Here is an 18026-nt window from a genome sequence, read left to right on the forward strand (position 1 = left end):
CGAGGCTCAGCCCGGGGCCGGGAACCGCGCGCGCCAGTGCCGGGCGATGTCGACGCGTCGGCAGAACCACACGCCCTCTCTCGCCTGGACGTGGTCGAGGAAGCGCGCGAGGCCCGCGAAGCGCCCGGGGCGGCCGACAAGCCGGCAGTGCAGGCCCACGCTCATCATCTTCGGAGCGCCGGCCACGCCTTCGGCATAGAGCACGTCGAAGGCGTCGATCAGATAGCGCGAGAACTCCTCGCCGGTGCTGAACCCTTGCGGGTTGCCGAAGCGCATGTCGTTGTTGTCGAGCGTGTAGGGGACGATGAGCTCCCACCGCCCCGGCGCGATCTCCTCCCAATAGGGCAGGTCGTCGGCATAGCTGTCGGCGAGGTAGAGGAACCCGCCCGCCTCCGACACGAGCCGCTTGGTGTTGGCGCTGAGCCGGCCGGTGTACCAGCCGAGCGGGCGCGAGCCGGTGACGACCTCGTGCAGCCTGATCGCCTCCGCGATCTGCCGCCGCTCCTCCGCCTCCGGCATGTCGCGGTGGTCGATCCACCTCAGCGCGTGGCAGGCGACCTCCCAGCCGGCGGCGACCATCGCCCGCGCGGCCTCCGGGTTGCGGGCGAGCGCCATTGTCACGGCATAGACGGTGATCGGAATGTTCCGTTGCGTGAACAGACGATGCAGGCGCCAGAAGCCCGCGCGGGAGCCGTATTCGTACTGGCTCTCGACCGAGATGTTGCGCATCCCAAGCCAGGGCGCGGTGCCGACGACCTCGGTTAGGTACGACTCCGACGCCGCGTCGCCGTGGAGAATCGAGTTCTCGCCTCCCTCCTCGTAGTTCAGCACGATCTGCAGCGCGAGCTTCGCCCCGCCCGGCCAAGCCGGGTCGGGTGGGGAAGCCGCATAGCCGATCATGTCGCGCGGGTAGCGGCCGAGGCGCGGATCGTAGGGGTTGGCGTTCGTCATATCGGCTCCGGGATGAACAGGCGGCTCGGGCAGACGAGTTCGTCCTGCGCGGCGACGAGCGCCATCTCCTCGCGGCCGGACGCGATCGTCTCGCGCAGGATGCCATGGAGCGAGGAGACGGAGCGGGCGAGACACTCGGCGAGCGGCCGTCCCGCGAGGGTGTGGGCGAGGAAGAGGGCGGTGAGCACGTCGCCCGTGCCGCGGCCCGTGATCGACAGTTTCGGCGTGCGGAGGCGCCAAGCCTCGCCTGGGCGGAAGGCGGCGACGTCGACGGCGTCCGCCGGCGTGTCCTCGACCACGAGGCTCGTGACGAGCAGCCGCTTCGGCCCGCGCGCCATCAGCGCCGCGGCGGCCTCCTTCGCGTCCGCAAGCGTGCGGCTCTCGTGCCCGCTCAGGAGATCGAGCTCGAAATGGTTCGGCGTGAGGATATCGGCCGCCGGAACGCAGGCATCGCGGAAGAACTCGGCGATCCCGGGGCGGACGAACACGCCGCGCCCGACATCGCCGATCACCGGGTCGCAGGCCCACAGAGCCGCCGGGTTCGCCGCCTTGAGCCGCGCGTGCGCGCCGAGCACCGCCTCGCCGATCGCCGCATCGCCGAGATAGCCGGTCAGAAGCGCTGCCGTGCCGGCGAGCACGCCGCGGCGCGCCACGCCTTCCATTACCTCGGCCACCAGCCCCGCGTCGAACACACGGCCGCCCCAGTCGCCGTAGCCGGTGTGGTTCGAGAACAGCACGGTGTGGATCGCGATCACCTCGATCCCGAGACGCTGCAGCGGGAACAGGGCGGCGGCGTTGCCGGCATGGCCGTGTGCCACCCAGGACTGGATCGAGAGGATGCGCATCGCGCCTCTCAGCCGTTTGCGAGCGCAAGCAGCGCCTCGGCGAGCACGCGGGCGCCCTTCGCGCAGGCGTCGGGCCCGGCGTACTCGGACGGGTGGTGCGAGACGCCGCCGCGGCAGGGGATAAAGAGCATCCCCGTAGGACACAGCGGCACGAGGAACTGCGCGTCGTGGAATGCGCCCGAGGGAAGCCTGAGCGAAGTCAGCCCCTGCGCCTCGGCAGCCGCCGCGACCACTCCCGGAACGCGCTCCCCGAACTCGACCGGCAGGGCGCGGAAGCGTTCCTCGACCGTCGCCGTGCAGCTGGTCATCGACGCCTGCACCACGCCTGCGATCGCATCGCCTCGGGCAAGCAGCACCTCCTTGTCCGGGTGGCGGAAGTCGATCGTGAACTCCGCCTTGCGCGCCACGCTGTTCGAGGTGCCCGGCTCCACCCGGATCGAGCCGACGGTGAAGCGGAGCACATCCGCCGGGTCGTGCATCAGCGTGTTCAGCGCGCCGATCGCACGGAGCATGTCCTGCACCGAATCGCGTCTGAGGCGCAAAGGCGTGGTGCCGGCATGGTCCGTCCGCCCCTCGACGGAGACGGTGAACCAGCGCGAGCCCTGGATTCCCGTGACGACGCCGATCTCCTTCCCCTCCGCCTCGAGCCGTGGGCCCTGCTCGATATGCGCCTCGAGATAGGCGTGCGGGGTGTAGCCGAGCGGCCTCCGGGGCAGGTCCGCTTCGGCAGCGAGCTGTTCCGCCAGCGCATCAGCGTAGCGGATGCCGTCGCGGTCGACGAGATCGTCGAACGCGCTCATCGGCTTGAAGCCCGTGAAGCTCATCGAGCCAGTGCAGCCCGGTGCGAAGCGGCCCCCTTCCTCGTTGGTCCAGGCCACGACCTCGATCGCGCGCCTCGGCCGCACCCCTGCCGCGGCGATCGCCTCGATCGCCTCGAGCCCGGCGAGGACGCCGTAGATGCCGTCGAACCGCCCGCCCTGCGGCTGGGTGTCCATGTGGCTTCCGGTCAGGACAGGGGCGAGAGACGGGTCCTCCCCCTCGAGGCGGAGGAACAGGTTCGCCGCCGGATCGACCGACACGGCGGCACCCGCGCGCCGCGCCCAAGAGATCAGGAGCCGGCGCGCCTCGCGATCGAGCGGGGTCAGGCAGGGGCGATTGACGCCATGGTGCCCGCCATCGCCGATGAAGCCGCCGATCTCGGCCATCTCCATCAGCCGCTGCCACAGCCGCGCCTCGCTGACCGCCGCGACCGCCGCCGCCACGCCACCCGCCATCCTTCTCTCCCCTGCCTAAGCGGCGCGATCTGGGCAAGGGCGGGACGATCCGTCAACGCGCGACTTGCGCGTGGCGCGTGGGCGTCGGAGTCTGCCGCCATGGCGGAGAAGCGACCGGGCCTGACCACGCACGTGCTCGACACCGCCCGCGGCGTGCCCGCCGCCGGGATGTCGGTCGAGCTCTGGGTCATCCCAAGTGGGGGGGAGCCCGCTCGGGTGGCGGCCACGGTGCTCAACGCCGACGGGCGCGCGCCCGAGCCGCTTCTCCGGGAAGAGACGTTCGTTCCGGGCACTTACGAGCTGCGTTTCTTCGTCGGCGACTACTTCCGCCGGCTGGGCTTGGGCGCGGACCCGCCCTTCCTCGACGTCGTTCCCGTGCGCGTCACGCTCGCGGCGGGGCAGGGGCACTACCACGTGCCGCTGCTCGCAAGCCCCTGGAGCTACGCGACCTATCGGGGCTCCTGAGCCGGCTCAGCCCTCGTCCTCGAGCGCCTTGCGCAGGGCGGCCTGGGCATCGGCGAGGCCGCGCGGGGTCGGCGCTCCGATCGCCTTCTGCAGCGTCTCGAGCGGCGCTTCGGCGAGCGCGGCGAAGGCGGCATGGTCGGCGAGATTGAGGGCGCGCAGCCGCTCGCGCAGGAGCTTGCCACTGATGCCTGAGCGCGTCCCGGCCGCGTGCTTCACCGCACGCTCGATCAGCTCCTCGACCGGAAGCGCGGCGGAGACAACGAGCGACACGGCCGAGCCTGGCGGAACCTCCGTCCCCGGCCGCGGAACCTGGGCGAGCACGAGGCCTGGCCTGCCGGCCCGCTTCAGCGAGACCTCGCCGACCTCGAGCCCGGCCGCCTTCAAGAGGCGCTCCGCCTCCTCGCGGGTCTGCCCCACGAGGTCGGGTACCGCGACCGAGGGCGGCGGCGCGACCGCGACGACGAGCGATACGCGCGCCCCCGGCTCGACGCGCACGCCGGACGGCGGATCCTGCGCGAGCACGCGCCCCTCTTCGGCCTCGCGCGTCTCGCGCCGGCTCACCGGCCCCTGGGTGAGCCCGGCTGCCTCGATCAGAGCCGTCGCCTCATCGAGCGTTTTGCCGCGCAGGTCGGGAACGGTCGGGCGGACGGGGATCGCGACCACGAGATCGACCGCGACATCGGGCGCGACCTCGTCTTGGGGATCAGGCGACTGGCCGATCACCGTCCCGGGCGGGTATCGGCTTTCCTGCTCGCTCCGACGCCCCGGCTTGAGGCCCGCGCGCGCGAGCGCGGCTTCGGCCGCCGCGAGGGGGAGGCCGAGCAGGCTCGGAACCGGAACGAGCCCGGGGAGGGCGGCGGCCTGCTCGCTTGCGCCGCGCAGGGTGAACCGGATCTCGGTGAGCTGGGCGGGGTCGAACCGCTCCTCCGGTGACGGCAGAACGAGCCGCAGCCCGCCCGACTCGTCGAGCGCGACAAGCGACTTGAGCCCCACCTGCATCTCGCTCACAGCATAGGCGACCTTGTCACCGGGGCGCGGCTCGAGCCCCGCCTGGAGCGCGACGATGGCCTTGCGGAACCCCTCGCTCACCTGCTCCGGGCGGGCCTGCAGCCGCCCCGCCTCGAGCGCCGAGACGCGCCGCGACAGCGTCAGCCGCTCCGCCTCGAGCTCGGCGAGGCGTCGCTTCAGGGCGGCCTCCAGTGCGGTCTCGCCGGAGCGCGCATCGCCCGCGGCGCCGAGCCTGCGCTCGATCACGTCAAGCCGCTTGGCGAAGGCCTCAAGCGCCTGCTCGATCCGTGCAAGGCGCTCCTCGAGCTTCTGGTCCTCCGGCATGCGCCGGCATCCTCTCCTGAGCCGCCCGACGCCTCAGCCCTCGGGGCGCGGCGGGGGCGGGATCGAGACGATCCTCACCTTCACCGTGCTCGTTCCCTGCACATCGAGCGCGAGCGTGTTCTGCACCTTGGCATTGTAGGGCGCGGCGAGCACGGACAGCTTGCTGATCCGCGGCCGGCCGGACTGGTCGGTGACGGTCTCGCGCTTCAGCGCAAGCGACATCTTTAGCTCGAGCGTGACCTCGGGCATGTGATACCACGTCGCCTGCAGCCCGTATTCGCTCAGCACCGGGTCGTTGTCGATCAGCGTCTGGGTGGCAATGGAATTGAGGTCCATCGCCTGCTGCGCCTGCGCCACGCCCTCGCCGAGCCGCGCGAGCACCTCGCCGAGCGGGCGGACGAGAACCTCGTCGACCTCCTGCGGCATCGCCGTGCCTCAGCCGCGTGCGGGCCGGATCAGGGGCCGCCGCCCGGTGCCGGCTCCTGGACGGTGATCTTCGGCACCATGCGCTGCGGCGGCGGCACCGGCGTCAGCGTGGTGCGCAAGAGGCTCGAGCCCTCCACCTTGTAGTTGAACTTCGAGGTGTAGGTCGCGTTCATCGTCGCCGCGTAGGCGACGGTGGTGGTGTTCTCGACCGACGCCTTCGCCGAGCCCGCGAGCAGCTTGAGCAGCCCACCCGATTCGAAGCTGCCCTTGAACTTGGTCGTGTTCTCGTACGAGAACTTCTGCCCGAAACTCACCGAGGCGCCACGCTCGACGGCCATGGTGATGGCCATCTTCACCTCGATCACGGTCTCGCTGAAGGCATAGAAGGTCGGGTTGATGCCGTAGACGAGGAGCGGCATCTCCTGATCGTTGTAGAGCACCTCGGTGTTGGTGACGTTGCCGTCGGCGTTGACCGTCTCCTTGATGGCGACGACGACCGTCCCGGGCGGAATGGTGGTGTTGGCAAGCGCCTGGGCGGTGCGCATCGAGTTGAGGTCGAGCGCCATCTGCGCCTCGGCGATGCCGAGGCCGAGCTTCGCGATCATCTCGGGGAACGGAACGTCGAGCAGGGCCTGCCCCACGCCGCGTGCAAGGTTGGCCATCGTCCGTCTCCTTCCTCTCCGTCGTCGGCTCTGTCGTTGTCAGGCGTTCATCTGCGTGCCGTCGACGCTCACCCGGATCCGCCGGATCGGCCGTGGCGTGATCTGGACGCCGCCGCAATGCGTGACGTCCGGATGGGCGGCGATCTCGTCCTTGGCGTCATCGCTCAGCTCGACGACGAGCGCAGGCTTCGGAAGCACAAGCAGAACCAGCCCGCCGGCCGCCTTCACCCGCGCCGCAAGGCGGGCACGGGCGGGCAGATCACGCGCAACCAGGAGGTAGTGCTGACTCGACATCCTTCACTCCCCCGGAGCGAACGCCAGCGGAACGCTACGCGCAAGCATCGAGTGAAGTCAACCGTCGCGTGTTGCGGTGGTCCGGAACCGTATTGTTCCGTGAGCGGCCGCCTCGCGGATCCCATGGCGCAGGGTCGGCAGGCGCGTCGCCCCATCTTGCCACGCTTTGCCGCGTCTTCCGGGCCCTCTTCGAGTGGCATCGGCGTTGCCGAACAGGCCTGTCGGAGTCGGGCTCGGGTCGCGTTGCCGCCTCCTGCCGCCGTGACCCGAGGGCACGCGGGCTTCACCGATCCGTCACGGGGCGGGCGGCGAGCCCTCCGGTGAGGGGCCCGGGCTGCGGCGGGTGGGCTTGCAATCCCGGGCCGATGGCGGCAGATAGGGAAAGGTCCCGGAACGCATGGCGCGGCAGCCGGCGGGTGAGGCATACCCGCTTCTGCCGCGCCTGTTCCATAGCGGCGCCCCATCTCGTGCGCCGGTCGGCAGCTACGGAGGCAGATGTGCCGCGTTCAGTCCCGCTCTCGAAGATCCGCAATATCGGCATCACCGCGCATATCGACGCGGGCAAGACGACGACGACCGAACGGATCCTCTACTACACAGGCCGGTCTCACAAGATTGGCGAGGTCCACGAGGGCAACACCACGACCGACTACATGGAGCAGGAGCGGGAGCGGGGGATCACCATCACCTCTGCCGCCGTCACCACCCAGTGGAAGGGCCATCAGATCAACATCATCGACACGCCCGGGCACATCGATTTCAACATCGAGGTGAACCGCTCGCTGCGCGTGCTCGATGGGGCGATCTTCATCATCGAGGGTGTGGCCGGGGTGCAGCCGCAGTCCGAGACGAACTGGCGGCTGGCTGACCGTTACAACGTCCCGCGCATCATCTTCATCAACAAGATGGATCGGACGGGGGCGGACTTCTTCAAGGCGGTGAAGTCGCTCGTCGACAAGCTCGGCATCACCCCGCTCGAGCTGCAGTTGCCGATCGGCGCCGAGGACCAGTTCGTCGGTGTGGTCGACCTCGTCGAGATGAAGGCGGTGGTGTGGGATGGCTCGGAGCTCGGTGCGAGCTTCCGCGACGCGCCGATCCCCGATCACCTCCTCGAGCAGGCCAAGGAATACCGCCAGAAGCTGCTCGACACAGCGCTCTCGGTCGATGACGCGGCGATGGAGGAGTATTTCGAGAAAGGCGACGTCTCGGTCGAGACCCTCAAGCGCTGCCTGAAGAAGGGGACGATCAGCGGTGCGTTCCGCCCGGTCCTCTGTGGAACAGCGTTCAAGAACAAGGGCGTGCAGCCGCTTCTTGACGCGGTGATCGACTATCTCCCGGCCCCGAACGAGGTGCCTGGGATCCGCACCGTGGTCGAGGAGGGCCAGGCGGGCGAGGGGCGCGAGATCGAGATCTCCGACGACGCCAAGTTCACTGGCCTCGCCTTCAAGATCCTCAACGACAAATACGGCACGCTTACCTTCGTGCGGGTCTATTCCGGCATGCTCCGCTCAGGCGACCAGGTGCTGAACACCACCAAGGGCCACAAGGAGCGCATCGGGCGAATGTTCCAGATGCACGCCGATAAGCGCGAGGAGATCAAGGAGGTCTATGCCGGCGACATCGCTGCCTTTATCGGGCTCAAGGACACGCAGACCGGCGACACGCTCTGCGACCCGTCCGAGCCGGTGGTGCTTGAGCGCATGGCCTTCCCCGTGCCGGTGATCGACATCTCGGTCGAGCCCAAGACGAAGGACAGCATCGAGAAGATGACGCTCGGGCTGCAGAAGCTCGCGGCCGAGGACCCGTCGCTGCGGCTCAAGACCGACCAGGAGACCGGCCAGACCATCCTCTCCGGCATGGGCGAGCTGCATCTCGAGATCATCATCGACCGGCTGAAGCGCGAGTTCGGCGTGGAGGCGAACATCGGCGCCCCGCAGGTGGCCTATCGTGAGACCATCACTAAGACCCACACCGAGACCTACACCCACAAGAAGCAGACTGGCGGCTCGGGCCAGTACGCCGAGGTGACGATCGTGTTCGAGCCGCTCGAGCGGAACAGCGGCATCGTGTTCGAGAACGCGATTGTCGGCGGGGCGGTGCCGAAGGAGTATATCCCGGCGGTGGAGAAGGGCATCCGCGTCCAGGCCGAGACCGGCGTGCTCGCCGGCTTCCCCACCGTCGACTTCAAGTTCACGCTGGTCGACGGCAAGTATCATGACGTCGACTCCTCGGCGATGGCGTTCGAGATCGCGGCCAAGGCCTGCTTCCGCGAGGGCATGAAGAAGGCTGGGCCGGTGATCCTCGAGCCGATCATGGATGTCGAGGTGACCACTCCGCCCGACCATGTCGGCGACGTGGTGGGTGACCTCAACCGTCGCCGCGGCATGATCCAGAGCCAGGACGTCGTCGGCACCTCGGTGATCGTCCGCGCGCACGTGCCGCTGTCGGAGATGTTCGGCTACATCTCCGATCTGCGGTCGATGTCGAAGGGCCGGGCCTCGTTCACGATGCAGTTCCACCACTACGACCCGGTGCCGCGGAACATCGCCGAGCAGATCATGGCCAAGTCCGCCTGAGCCGGGCAGGCGTCGCAGTGAAAAGGGGGCGCGGAGGAGTCCGCGCCCCTTTGGTTTTCAGCCGAAGAGAAGCGTGACCCAGGCCGCCGAGAGCATCACGACAACGCCGAGGGTCAGGCCGCGGCGAAGCCACAGATAGCGTGACCCGAGGCGGCCGGCGCGCGCGGCCGTCTCCTCCGCCATCCAGGTCGCGGCGAAGCCCAAGACGAGAATGCCGAACCCAATCCAGTTCGGCGACAGAAGCGCCGCCCAGCCTGCGAGCGCGGGCAGCACGCCGAGGGTGAGACGGGTGCGGGCGGTGGCGTCATCCTCAGCCTCTGCCAGCGCCAGCCCCCAGTGCACCGCGCCGAGAAAGGCGAGGATTACCGCGCCGTAGGCCGCGAGGGCGTCCTCGGCGAGACCGGCGAACGGACCGCCTCCGAGCACAAGCGCGGTACAGGCGATGAATGGGATCAGCCCGGCCAAGCCGAGCCAGAGGGCGGGCGAGGGAAGGCGGTCCCCCGGCACCTCGGGCCTCGGCTCCGCGCTCATGCCGCGACACGCTCCGCCACCGCTTCGAAGCGGCCGCGGAAGTAGAGCAGCGGCCTCCCCTCGGCGCGCCAGTCGAGCGCCGCGACACGGCCGATCAGGATCGAATGGTCACCGCCGTCGGCGACACGCTCCGCCCGGCAGGAAAGCCGCGCGAGGCAGCCCGGAAACACGGGCAGACCGTCCTCGCCGTCGGACCAGGACAGCCCCGCCCAGGGGTCCGACAGGAGCGCCTCCTGACTGCGTCGGGCGAAGCGTCGCGCGAGCTCCTCCTGGCCATCGGCGAGCACATGCACGGACCACGCAGGAGCTGCCTCGAACCGCGCCAGCGCGCTGCCGCGCCGGTCGAGGCAGAACAGCACGAGCGGCGGGTCGAGCGAGACGGAGGTGAAGCTGTTGACCGTCACCGCCGCCGGGCGACCGGCAGGGTCGCGCGTCGCCACCACGCACACGCCCGTGGCGAAGGCGCCGAGGGCGGCGCGGAACGCGGAAGCGGAAACCACCATGTGGCGGCACATGGCCCCGCCCGCCGGGAGCCGCAACCCCGCGACGCCGCTCAGGGCGATCGCTGCCGCCGAGGCCGCGCAGTACCGGGGCGCGACCACCTCCCGCCGCGGGTGGCGGACCAGCGAGGCCCTCTGCCGCGGTTGAACACCAACGCGTCAGGTCACATCTCCGATGCATGCAGGAGGACCGCCCGACGACCCATCCGGTCGAGATCATCCCGCCCGAGCGGAGCGGAGCCGGGCCGGGCCAGTCGTTCGGCGGCGGGGAGCTGAAGCCTCTTCCCCCGATCCTGCGCGCGATCATCATGGTCGCGGCGATCGCGGCGGGCTTCGGGCTTCTGGCGCTGCTCGTGATGTTCGCCGCCACGGTCGCGCTGATCGCCATTCCCGCCGCACTTCTCGCCGGCGGCGCGGCATGGCTCGGCCTCCGGTGGCGCGCCTGGCGCGGCGGGCGGTAGGCTCGCCCCCTTGCCTCTTGCCCTTGCGTGAGATCAATGATCGCGTGATCGCTGCCGCGACACTGGCGGGCGAGGAGGACGTGATCGATGCCGAAGAAGACCGAGGTGCTCGTTCTCGTGGCCGATGCCGCACGCGGTGAGCTTCTGCGCCGCGGCCGGGGCGCGCGGCCGTTCGAGACCGTCGCCACCTTCTCCAATCCCGATGCACGGTTGCCCAACCGGAAGCTCGGCGAGGCAAGGCCGGGCCGCACGCATGAGAGCGTGGGCCCGCGCCGGAGCGCGATCGAGCCGCGCAGCACGCCGCGCAGCCATGCGCTCGTCGCCTTCGCCAACGCCCTCGCCGCAGCGCTCGACGGCAGCGTCAAGGAGGAGCCGGGCACGCGGCTCGTCCTCGCCGCACCGCCTCGGCTTCTCAGGATGATCGAGGCGCGGCTGCCGAAGAAATCCGCAGCGGCGATCACACGCACGGTGCCGAAGGACCTGACGCGCCTGCCGAGACTCGCGCTTCAGGAGCGTCTCGCCGAGATCATCGCCACCCCCGCCTGACGGAGCGGGCCGGGACCGGCACGTCGAGCGGACCCGGTCGCTCCCGCTCTCGGCGCCTGCCTCGAACAGCTTCAGGCAGCGCGCGCGAGACGCGACGCCTTGGCGAGAGCGGCGAAGGAGGCGCGCCGTGCAGCCGGGTCATGGCAGGGGGTGAGCACGGCCACCTCGTCGGCGCCGCAGGCGCGCGCGAAGGCGGCAAGACGCGCGAGCACGTCCGGCCCCGTGCCGATGAAGGACTCGGCCTCGAGCCGCTCGACCGCCGCGCGCTCCTCCGCCGGAAGCGCCGCGATCTCGGCCGCCGCGCGCTCCGGCCGCGGCAGGGGGGCGTAGAGGCCCCGGTCGCGCCAGACGCGCCAGATCAGCCGCGAGGCGGCGTGGTAGCGGGCTTCGTCCTGCGTCGCTGCGGCGAGCGCGAACACCGCGACGGCGGCGCGCGGGGCGGCGGACCAGGCCGAGGGCCGAAACCGCTCGCGATAGAGTCCGATCGCCTCCGCTGCCCCGGCGTCGGTGATGAACTGGGCGAAGGCGTAGGCGAGGCCGAAATGCGCTGCCACCTGCGCTCCGTAGAGCGACGAGCCAAGGATCCAGACCTCGGGCCGCGTCGGGCCTCTGGGGTTCGCGACGATGCGTGCCCAGGGGTGGTCGGCGGGCAGGCCGTCGCCGAGGAAGCCCATCAGTTCCGCGACCCTGTGCGGGAAGCGTTCCGCCTCCTCGCGGGCGTTCGGGTTCAGGGCGAAGGCCGTCCTGCCGTCCGTGCCTGGCGCGCGGCCGAGGCCGAGATCGATCCTGCCGGGAGCGATCGCCTCGAGGCAGCGCGCCACCTCGGCGACCTTCAGCGGCGCGTAGTGCGGCAGCATGATGCCGGCCGAGCCGATTCGAATCCGGCTCGTTCTCGCGGCGATCGCCGCCATCACGATCTCGGGCGCCGCCCCGGCATGAGCGCCGCTGTTGTGATGCTCGGCGAGCCAGTACCGGCCATAGCCCATCGCCTCCGCCGCCTCGGCGAGAGCGATCGTCTCGCGGATCGCCTCGGCCGGGCTGCGGCCCTCGGCGATCGACGACTGGTCGAGGATGGCGAGCGGGATCATGGCGCGGTGCGGGGCAGGAGCCTTGGTGATCAAGCCTACACGGGAACGCGCCCGAAGATGAGCGAGAGCGCCCCGTAGAGCAGAGCGCCGACGGCGGCGCCGACCAGCGTGCCGTTCAGCCGGATGAGCTGGAGCTCGCGACCCACCTTGAGCTCGATCCGCTCGATCAGGTCCTCGTCTGACCAGGAGCGGACCTTCTCGGCAACGAACGCCTCGATTCGCGACTGAGCCGCCGGCGCGATGGCCGCGATGGACTCCTCGATCAGCCGGTTCAGCCCGGCACGCGAGGCCTCGCTCTCGGCGAGGCTTCGGCCCAGATTGCCGAGCAGGCCGGCAAGTGCAGTGACGATCCGCCCGTCCTCGCGCTCGGCGTCGAACCGCGCGAGCTGCGCAAGCCTCAGCACCGCGTCCTCGGCCCACAGCGCCACGGCGGGGTGGGAGAGGGCGCGGCCGAGCGCCGCGCCGAGCTCCGCCGCGCGCTCCGGCTCCTTCTCGAGACGCTCGATCTCGTGGCTGATCCAGGCATCGAAGGCGGCGCGCAGGTCGCTGTCGCCCGGCTCGATTCTGGCAAGCTCGGCGTTGAGGGTGGCGAGCACCTTGCGCGCGATCCAGGCGCCGGCGACCCAGCGTACCATCGCCCCACCCTGTTCGGCGACGCGCGCCTCGATCGCTGCCTTGAGCTTCTCCTCGTTCGCCGCAAGCGTCGCCTTCAGCCGCGCGAGCGCTTCGGAGAACACGTCCTGGTGGTGGGCGCCGTCGAGGAAGGCGCGCAGCAGGCGTGCCACGACCGGGCCGGCCTCGGGGCCGGAGACGAGACGGGGAAGGAGGCGTCGCAGCACCTCGCGCGCGCGGCCGTCGGCGAGCGCCTCGAGGAGCTTCGCCACGAACGGGGCAAGCGCGATCGCGGTGCGCCGCGCCGCCTCCGGGTCGGACAGGAACCGGCCGACGGCCGCGCCGACATCGACCCCCTCGACGGCGCGGCGGATGCTGTCGGGGGTGAAGAACTGGCGCGCGACGAACCGGCCCATGCCGCCCGCAAGACGCTGCTTCTGCCGCGGCAGGAGCCCTCCGATCCGCGTCCAGCGGCCGAAGGGGTGGCGGAACAGGGCGTTGACAGCGAACCAGTCGGCCACCGCGCCGACGAAGCCTGCCTTCGCCGCCGCATGCGCGAGATCGATCGCGAAGGGCCGCGGGTCGGGCAGGGCGTAGAGGCCGATCGTCGCGGCAAGGGTGCCGGCCATGGCGAGCCCGGCATAGACCCGCCAGCGGATCAAGGTGCGGCGATCGGCGGCGCGCTCCTGCTCCCGCAGGGGGTCGAAGGACTCGTCGGGTGATGTCACGGGAACGGACCCTAGGGCAGCGGCCGGGCCCTGGGAACCGTGGCTGCGGCGTGCGGCGTGCAGCTTGCGGGAGCGAAGGGAGAACGTTATAGGATAACAGGGATGCGTCGCCCCCTTCCTCTCTCGCTCGCCGCCGGAGCGCCCGAGCGCCTCGCCGCCGCCGCCCTGCTGTCGGGCCTCCTCTGGCTCGCCGTCGCCTGGGCGATGGCATGAGATGCGCGCCGTCGCCGATCACGCTCGCGAACGTCACGGTCGCCTATGACCGTCAGCCGGCCGTGCATCATGTCAGCGGCACGTTCCGGCCGGGCAGCCTCACCGCCATCGTCGGCCCGAACGGTGCGGGCAAGACCACGCTCGTGAAGGCCATCACGGGGGCTGCGCGCGTGGACGAGGGCCGGATCGACCGCGGTGGGCTCGCGCCCTCCGACATCGCCTACCTGCCGCAGCAGGCGGTGCTCGACCGCTCCTTTCCGATATCCTGCCTCGATGTGGTGCTGATGGGGCATTGGCGACGCGTCGGCTTGTTCCGGCGCATCGGCCCCACCCTGCTGCGCGAGGCGGAGGAGGCGCTCGAGGCCGTCGGGCTCGGCGGTTTCGGTGATCGCCCGATCGCGACCGTCTCGGCCGGGCAGTTCCAGCGCCTCCTGTTCGCGCGGATCCTGCTCGAGGACTGTCCGGTGGTGGTGCTCGATGAGCCCTTCACCGCGATCGATGCGAAGACGACGGCCGATCTGCTCGGCGTCGTCTCCCGCTGGCATGGCGAGGGGCGGACGGTGATCGCGGTATTGCACGACCATGATCTGGTGCGCGCGCATTTCCCCAACACGCTCCTGGTCGCGCGCGAGGCGATCGCCTGGGGAAGCACGCCGGAGGTTCTGACCGCAAGCAACGCGCTGCGCGCGCGGCAGATGGCCGAGGCCTGGGCGGAGAGTGCGGCCGTCTGCGCCCGCGCCGCATGAAAGCGGAGGCGGCGTGCTGTTCGAGCCGCTGATCTCCCCTTTTATCGAGTTCGCCTTCATGCGTCGGGCGCTCGTCGGCTGCCTCGCGCTTTCGCTCGCCGCGCCGCCGCTCGGGGTGTTCCTCGTTCTGCGCCGCCTCTCGCTGATCGGCGACGCGCTCGGGCATGCGATCCTGCCCGGTGTCGCGCTCGGCGCCACTTTGGGTGGGTTGTCTCTCGCGGCGATGAGCGCAGGCGGGCTCGTCGCCGGCCTCGCGATCGTGCTTCTCGCCGGGCTTGCCGCCCGGGGCACGGGGCTGCGCGAGGATGCCTCCCTCGCGGGCTTCTATCTCGTCGCGCTCGCCTTGGGCGTCGTGATCGTCTCGGCGGGCAGCCCCGGCGTCGACCTGATGGACCTGTTGTTCGGCGCGGTGCTCGGGGTCGATGACGGGGCGCTCCTCTTCATCGCCTCGGTCGCCACCCTCACGCTCGTCTCGCTCGCTCTGATGTGGCGCCCGCTCGTGGTCGAGACCTTCGACCCTGGCTTCCTCCGCCACGCCGGCGGCGGCGGCGTTGCCTGGCACCTTATGTTCCTCGCGCTCGTGGTGCTGACCCTTGTGGCCGCCTTCCATGCGCTCGGCACGCTGATGGCGGTCGGGCTGATGATGCTGCCTGCGACTGGGGCGCGGTTCTGGTCGGCCACAGTGGGGGGGCAGGTGGTCGCGGCCGTCATGATGGCGATGGTCGCCTCCGTTCTCGGCCTCGTCGTCTCCTTCCATGCGGACGTGCCTTCGGGGCCGGCGATCGTGCTCGCGGCCGGGGCTCTCTGGGTGGCGGGGCTTCTCGCCGGGCCGCGCGGATCGCTGCTGCGGCAGCGGATCAGTCGGCCGCATCTCGCTGGATGATGGAGGATCGGATGTTTCGACGCAGAACCCTTCTGGCCTCGACCCTCGCCGCCGCAGCGCTTGCCGCTCCGCGGGCGGCCTGCGCGCTCGACCCCCGCCTGGCCGTCGCCTCCTTCTCGATCCTCGCCGATTTCCTGCGCGAGATCGGCGGGTCGATCCTCGAGGTGGACAGCATCGTCGGCCCGGAGATGGACGCGCACGGCTTTCAGCCGGCGCCGACGGACGCCCAGAAGCTCGCGCGCGCGCGCTTCGTCGTCATCAACGGTCTCGGCTTCGAGGGCTGGATGCCGCGGCTCATCCGCGCCTCCGGCTTCCGCGGCCGCGAGATCGTCGCAAGCCGCGGCATCGCCACGCTCAAGGCGAAGGACCACGGGCACAGCCACGGCCACGGCCACGGCCACGGGCACGGCCACGGCCACAGCCACAGCCATGGCGAGCACGACCCGCATATCTGGCAGGACCCGCGCCGCGCCCAGGCGATGGTGCGGAACATCGCCGAAGGCCTTGCGGCGGCGGACCAGGAGGCGGCCGAGGCCTATCGGACGGGCGCGGCGCGTTATGTGGCGCAGCTTCAGGAGCTCGACGCTTGGGTGGAGGCGCAGTTCGCCGCGATCCCGCGCGCGCGCCGGCGTGTCGTCACGAGCCACGATGCCTTCGCCTACTATGGCGCCCGCTACGGCATCGATTTCCTGAGCCCGCAGGGCATCAGCACGAGCGCCGAACCCTCGGCGCAACAGATTGCGCGGCTCGTGCAGCAGATCCGGCGCGAGCGCATCGGGGCGATCTTCATCGAGGCGGGAGCGAGCCCCCGCGTTCTTGAGCAGGTGGCGGCGGAAAGCGGTGCGCGCATCGGCGGCAAGCTCTACGCCGACGCGCTCAGCCGGCCGGACGGCCCCGCGCCGACCTACATCGCGCTGATACGCCACAACACGCGCGCGATCGTCGAGGCGCTCGCGGGCTGACGCCTCAGCGCACCGCGAGCGCCACCACGACCCCGGCGACAGCGATCGCCGCGAGCACCGCCCCGGGAACCGCGCCGCGCCTGCCGCCGAAGGCGATCGCATAGCCTGCCTTGACCACGTTGTTGGCGGCGCAGGCGAGCAGGATCGCCCCCACCGCGCCGGGCCGCGGCGTGGTCGCAAGCCCAATCGTGAAGGCATCGAGATCACCGAGGCCCACGATCGCGGCGAGGGCGTAGAGCCCCGCCGTGCCGAACCGGGTGCCCAAGAGCGTCATCGCCGCCGCGATCGCCATGAAGAGCAGCGCGAAGGCGAGCGCGGCCGGAACGCGCAGCGGGTTGCCGGACGGCACGGGAGGCCGCGCAGCCGAACCGGGGCCGCTCAGAAGCAGCACCCCCGTCGCTGCTGCGGTCGCCGCAGCGAAGCCCCCGAGCCAGGGCAGGAGGTCGAGCGCGAGCGAGGCGTTGAACACCGCCGCCACCATCAGCACACGGACGAACATCACCGCCGTGGCGGCCACGATCGCCGCTTCCGTCCCTGGCTGGCGCGCCTCCGCCGCGCGCAGGTCGCGCGCGAGCGCCACCGTCACCGCCGTCGAGGACCAGAACCCGCCCAGGATCGCGCCGATCAGCGTGCCATGGCCCGCCGAGACGTAGCGTTGCAGGAGATAGGTGCCCCAGGAGATCCCCGACATCGCGACGACCGCGAGCCACACCTCGAAGGGAGTGACCGGAAGCCAGGCGGCGATCGGCTCGCGCGGCAGGACGGGGAGGATCACCCCCGCAAGCACCACAAATCGCGCGGCGGTGGTGATCTCCTCCCCGGGCACCTTCGCTGCAAGAGCATGCAGCGAGGTTCTCGCCCGGATCAGAAGCACCGTCGCCATGGTGAGGCCGAGCGGAACCCAGGGCGGCAGGGACACCGACGCCGGCCCGATCGCCGCGGCGACGATGGCGCAGGCGGGCACCATCAGCCCGCCGCGAAGCATCGGCTGCCCCCCGCCCTGGACGGCGAGCCACGTGCGCCAGTAGACGAGGCCGGCAGCAGCGACGAAGAGCAGGAGCACGAGGAAGGCAAGGCCGTGGCGCGGCTCGACGAGCCACAGCACCGCTCCCGCCAGAGAGAATGTGGGGAAGGTGCGGATGCCGCCCGGCCGGCGCACATTGTCCTGGCCGTAGTGTTCCTCGAAGGCGAGGCCGAGGAAGAACCCGAGTCCGAGCGCGAGCGCGAGGCCGACGGGCGGCGAAGGGGCGCCTTCCATGCCCTCAGCCTAGCATCCGTGGGGCACTCGGCGTCAGGCGACAAAGCCGTTGCGGCTCGAGAGCGGGAATGCGGTCTTCCGCCGCTCCGGTTCGGAGTGCCGTCGCCGTGGCTGGGGACAGGTGGCGCAGGGGGCTGCTTCCGACCCTGCGCTACTTGCCCCCATCCTTGTCGCGCCAGATCACCGTCATCCGGTCGAGCACGCCGAGGAACAGCGCCGAGAAGATGAACACGACATGGATCACCACCTTCCAGTAGATCTCGTCATTGGAGAAGTTCGCGGCGTTCATGAAAATCCGCAGGAGGTGGATCGAGCTGATCGCGACGATCGCCGAGGCCACCTTGATCTTGAGGCTGCCGGGGTCGAGCCTGCCGATCCAGGCGATCTTCTGCGTCTCGGCCCCACCGTCGAGCTTGGCGACGAAGTTGTCGTAAGAAGAGAGCATCACCATCACGACGAGGCCGGCGACCAGCGCCTTGTCGATCAGCTGCAGCATCGCAAGCAGGATCTCGTTCTCGTCCCCGAACGGGAACTTGGCCGCGAGAGACGCGATCTTGATCAGGAACTGGCCGGCGAAGATCACGAGCGCCGCGGCAAGCCCGACATAGAACAGCACGAGCACGTAGCGGCTTGTGAGGATCGTCCGCTCGATCAGCTTCTGCAACGTCTCCAT

Annotated in this window: 20 protein-coding genes; 7 read left to right on the forward strand and 13 right to left on the reverse strand. The window is 70.6% G+C overall.

The window, feature by feature from the left end; translation table 11 throughout:
• Window positions 1-6 precede the first annotated feature (6 nt).
• From puuE to KO353_RS15080, 3 genes are read right to left on the reverse strand one after another with little or no spacing between them, the layout of a single operon-like run.
• Complete coding sequence (gene puuE / locus KO353_RS15070; protein ID WP_218285595.1) at window positions 7-951, reverse strand: allantoinase PuuE; 945 nt, start codon at window positions 949-951, stop codon at window positions 7-9.
• Window positions 948-1796: a pyridoxal kinase PdxY gene (gene pdxY / locus KO353_RS15075; RefSeq protein ID WP_218285596.1), complete on the reverse strand. Its 849-nt coding sequence runs from the start codon at window positions 1794-1796 to the stop codon at window positions 948-950. Before pdxY ends, puuE begins: the two co-directional genes overlap by 4 nt.
• An 8-nt stretch (window positions 1797-1804) precedes the next feature.
• Window positions 1805-3070 carry a M20 family metallo-hydrolase gene (locus KO353_RS15080; protein WP_218285597.1) on the reverse strand — a complete coding sequence of 422 codons (1266 nt, stop codon included), beginning with the start codon at window positions 3068-3070 and terminating at the stop codon, window positions 1805-1807.
• A gap of 99 nt (window positions 3071-3169) precedes the next feature.
• Between KO353_RS15080 and uraH the strand changes: the two genes are divergently transcribed.
• Entirely contained in the window at window positions 3170-3535 is a 366-nt protein-coding gene (gene uraH, locus KO353_RS15085; protein ID WP_218285598.1) for a hydroxyisourate hydrolase, read from the forward strand.
• A gap of 6 nt (window positions 3536-3541) precedes the next feature.
• Here uraH and KO353_RS15090 read toward each other — a convergent pair whose 3' ends face one another.
• From KO353_RS15090 to KO353_RS15105, 4 genes are read right to left on the reverse strand one after another with little or no spacing between them, the layout of a single operon-like run.
• Complete coding sequence (locus KO353_RS15090; protein ID WP_218285599.1) at window positions 3542-4867, reverse strand: PASTA domain-containing protein; 1326 nt, start codon at window positions 4865-4867, stop codon at window positions 3542-3544.
• Between the two features lie 33 nt (window positions 4868-4900).
• Window positions 4901-5293, reverse strand: coding sequence for a hypothetical protein (locus tag KO353_RS15095; protein ID WP_218285600.1), 393 nt, complete (start codon window positions 5291-5293; stop codon window positions 4901-4903).
• Between the two features lie 29 nt (window positions 5294-5322).
• Window positions 5323-5955, reverse strand: a complete 633-nt coding sequence (locus KO353_RS15100) for a hypothetical protein (RefSeq protein WP_218285601.1) — start codon at window positions 5953-5955, stop codon at window positions 5323-5325.
• 39 nt (window positions 5956-5994) lie between these two features.
• Entirely contained in the window at window positions 5995-6249 is a 255-nt protein-coding gene (locus KO353_RS15105; RefSeq protein WP_218285602.1) for a hypothetical protein, read from the reverse strand.
• 497 nt (window positions 6250-6746) lie between these two features.
• Here KO353_RS15105 and fusA point away from each other — a divergent pair, with 497 nt between their 5' ends.
• The gene (gene fusA / locus KO353_RS15110) at window positions 6747-8825 is read left to right on the forward strand and encodes an elongation factor G (RefSeq protein WP_218285603.1); all 2079 of its coding nucleotides are present in this window, start codon (window positions 6747-6749) and stop codon (window positions 8823-8825) included.
• A 57-nt stretch (window positions 8826-8882) separates the two neighbouring features.
• Here the strand turns inward: fusA and KO353_RS15115 are convergent, their stop codons facing one another.
• Together KO353_RS15115 and KO353_RS15120 are read right to left on the reverse strand one after the other, a co-directional pair.
• On the reverse strand, window positions 8883-9356 hold the full coding sequence (locus KO353_RS15115; protein WP_218285604.1) for a DUF3429 domain-containing protein: 474 nt from the start codon (window positions 9354-9356) through the stop codon (window positions 8883-8885).
• Window positions 9353-9859: a flavin reductase family protein gene (locus tag KO353_RS15120; RefSeq protein ID WP_218285605.1), complete on the reverse strand. Its 507-nt coding sequence runs from the start codon at window positions 9857-9859 to the stop codon at window positions 9353-9355. Before KO353_RS15120 ends, KO353_RS15115 begins: the two co-directional genes overlap by 4 nt.
• A 176-nt stretch (window positions 9860-10035) precedes the next feature.
• Here KO353_RS15120 and KO353_RS15125 point away from each other — a divergent pair, with 176 nt between their 5' ends.
• Both KO353_RS15125 and KO353_RS15130 read left to right on the forward strand, forming a co-directional pair.
• The gene (locus KO353_RS15125) at window positions 10036-10317 is read left to right on the forward strand and encodes a hypothetical protein (protein WP_218285606.1); all 282 of its coding nucleotides are present in this window, start codon (window positions 10036-10038) and stop codon (window positions 10315-10317) included.
• Between the two features lie 87 nt (window positions 10318-10404).
• Window positions 10405-10863, forward strand: a complete 459-nt coding sequence (locus KO353_RS15130) for a host attachment protein (RefSeq protein ID WP_218285607.1) — start codon at window positions 10405-10407, stop codon at window positions 10861-10863.
• Between the two features lie 71 nt (window positions 10864-10934).
• Here KO353_RS15130 and KO353_RS15135 read toward each other — a convergent pair whose 3' ends face one another.
• Window positions 10935-11951 (reverse strand): LLM class flavin-dependent oxidoreductase, encoded by a 1017-nt coding sequence (locus KO353_RS15135; RefSeq protein ID WP_218285608.1) that lies wholly within the window; start codon window positions 11949-11951, stop codon window positions 10935-10937.
• A 35-nt stretch (window positions 11952-11986) separates the two neighbouring features.
• Window positions 11987-13291, reverse strand: coding sequence for a DUF445 domain-containing protein (locus KO353_RS15140; RefSeq protein ID WP_218285609.1), 1305 nt, complete (start codon window positions 13289-13291; stop codon window positions 11987-11989).
• A 209-nt stretch (window positions 13292-13500) separates the two neighbouring features.
• Here KO353_RS15140 and KO353_RS15145 point away from each other — a divergent pair, with 209 nt between their 5' ends.
• The 3 genes from KO353_RS15145 to KO353_RS15155 are packed head-to-tail and all read left to right on the forward strand — an operon-like array spanning window position 13501 to window position 16095.
• The gene (locus KO353_RS15145; RefSeq protein ID WP_218285610.1) at window positions 13501-14250 is read left to right on the forward strand and encodes a metal ABC transporter ATP-binding protein; all 750 of its coding nucleotides are present in this window, start codon (window positions 13501-13503) and stop codon (window positions 14248-14250) included.
• Between the two features lie 58 nt (window positions 14251-14308).
• A complete protein-coding gene (locus tag KO353_RS15150) occupies window positions 14309-15133 on the forward strand; it encodes a metal ABC transporter permease (RefSeq protein WP_218287422.1) in 825 nt (274 codons plus the stop codon).
• A gap of 11 nt (window positions 15134-15144) precedes the next feature.
• Window positions 15145-16095: a metal ABC transporter solute-binding protein, Zn/Mn family gene (locus KO353_RS15155; protein ID WP_218285611.1), complete on the forward strand. Its 951-nt coding sequence runs from the start codon at window positions 15145-15147 to the stop codon at window positions 16093-16095.
• A 4-nt stretch (window positions 16096-16099) separates the two neighbouring features.
• Here the strand turns inward: KO353_RS15155 and KO353_RS15160 are convergent, their stop codons facing one another.
• Window positions 16100-17353, reverse strand: coding sequence for an MgtC/SapB family protein (locus tag KO353_RS15160; protein ID WP_218285612.1), 1254 nt, complete (start codon window positions 17351-17353; stop codon window positions 16100-16102).
• A 151-nt stretch (window positions 17354-17504) separates the two neighbouring features.
• The gene (locus KO353_RS15165; protein ID WP_218285613.1) at window positions 17505-18026 is read right to left on the reverse strand and encodes a TIGR00645 family protein; all 522 of its coding nucleotides are present in this window, start codon (window positions 18024-18026) and stop codon (window positions 17505-17507) included.

Source organism: Elioraea tepida (genome assembly GCF_019203965.1).
GTDB lineage: Bacteria > Pseudomonadota > Alphaproteobacteria > Acetobacterales > Acetobacteraceae > Elioraea_A > Elioraea_A tepida.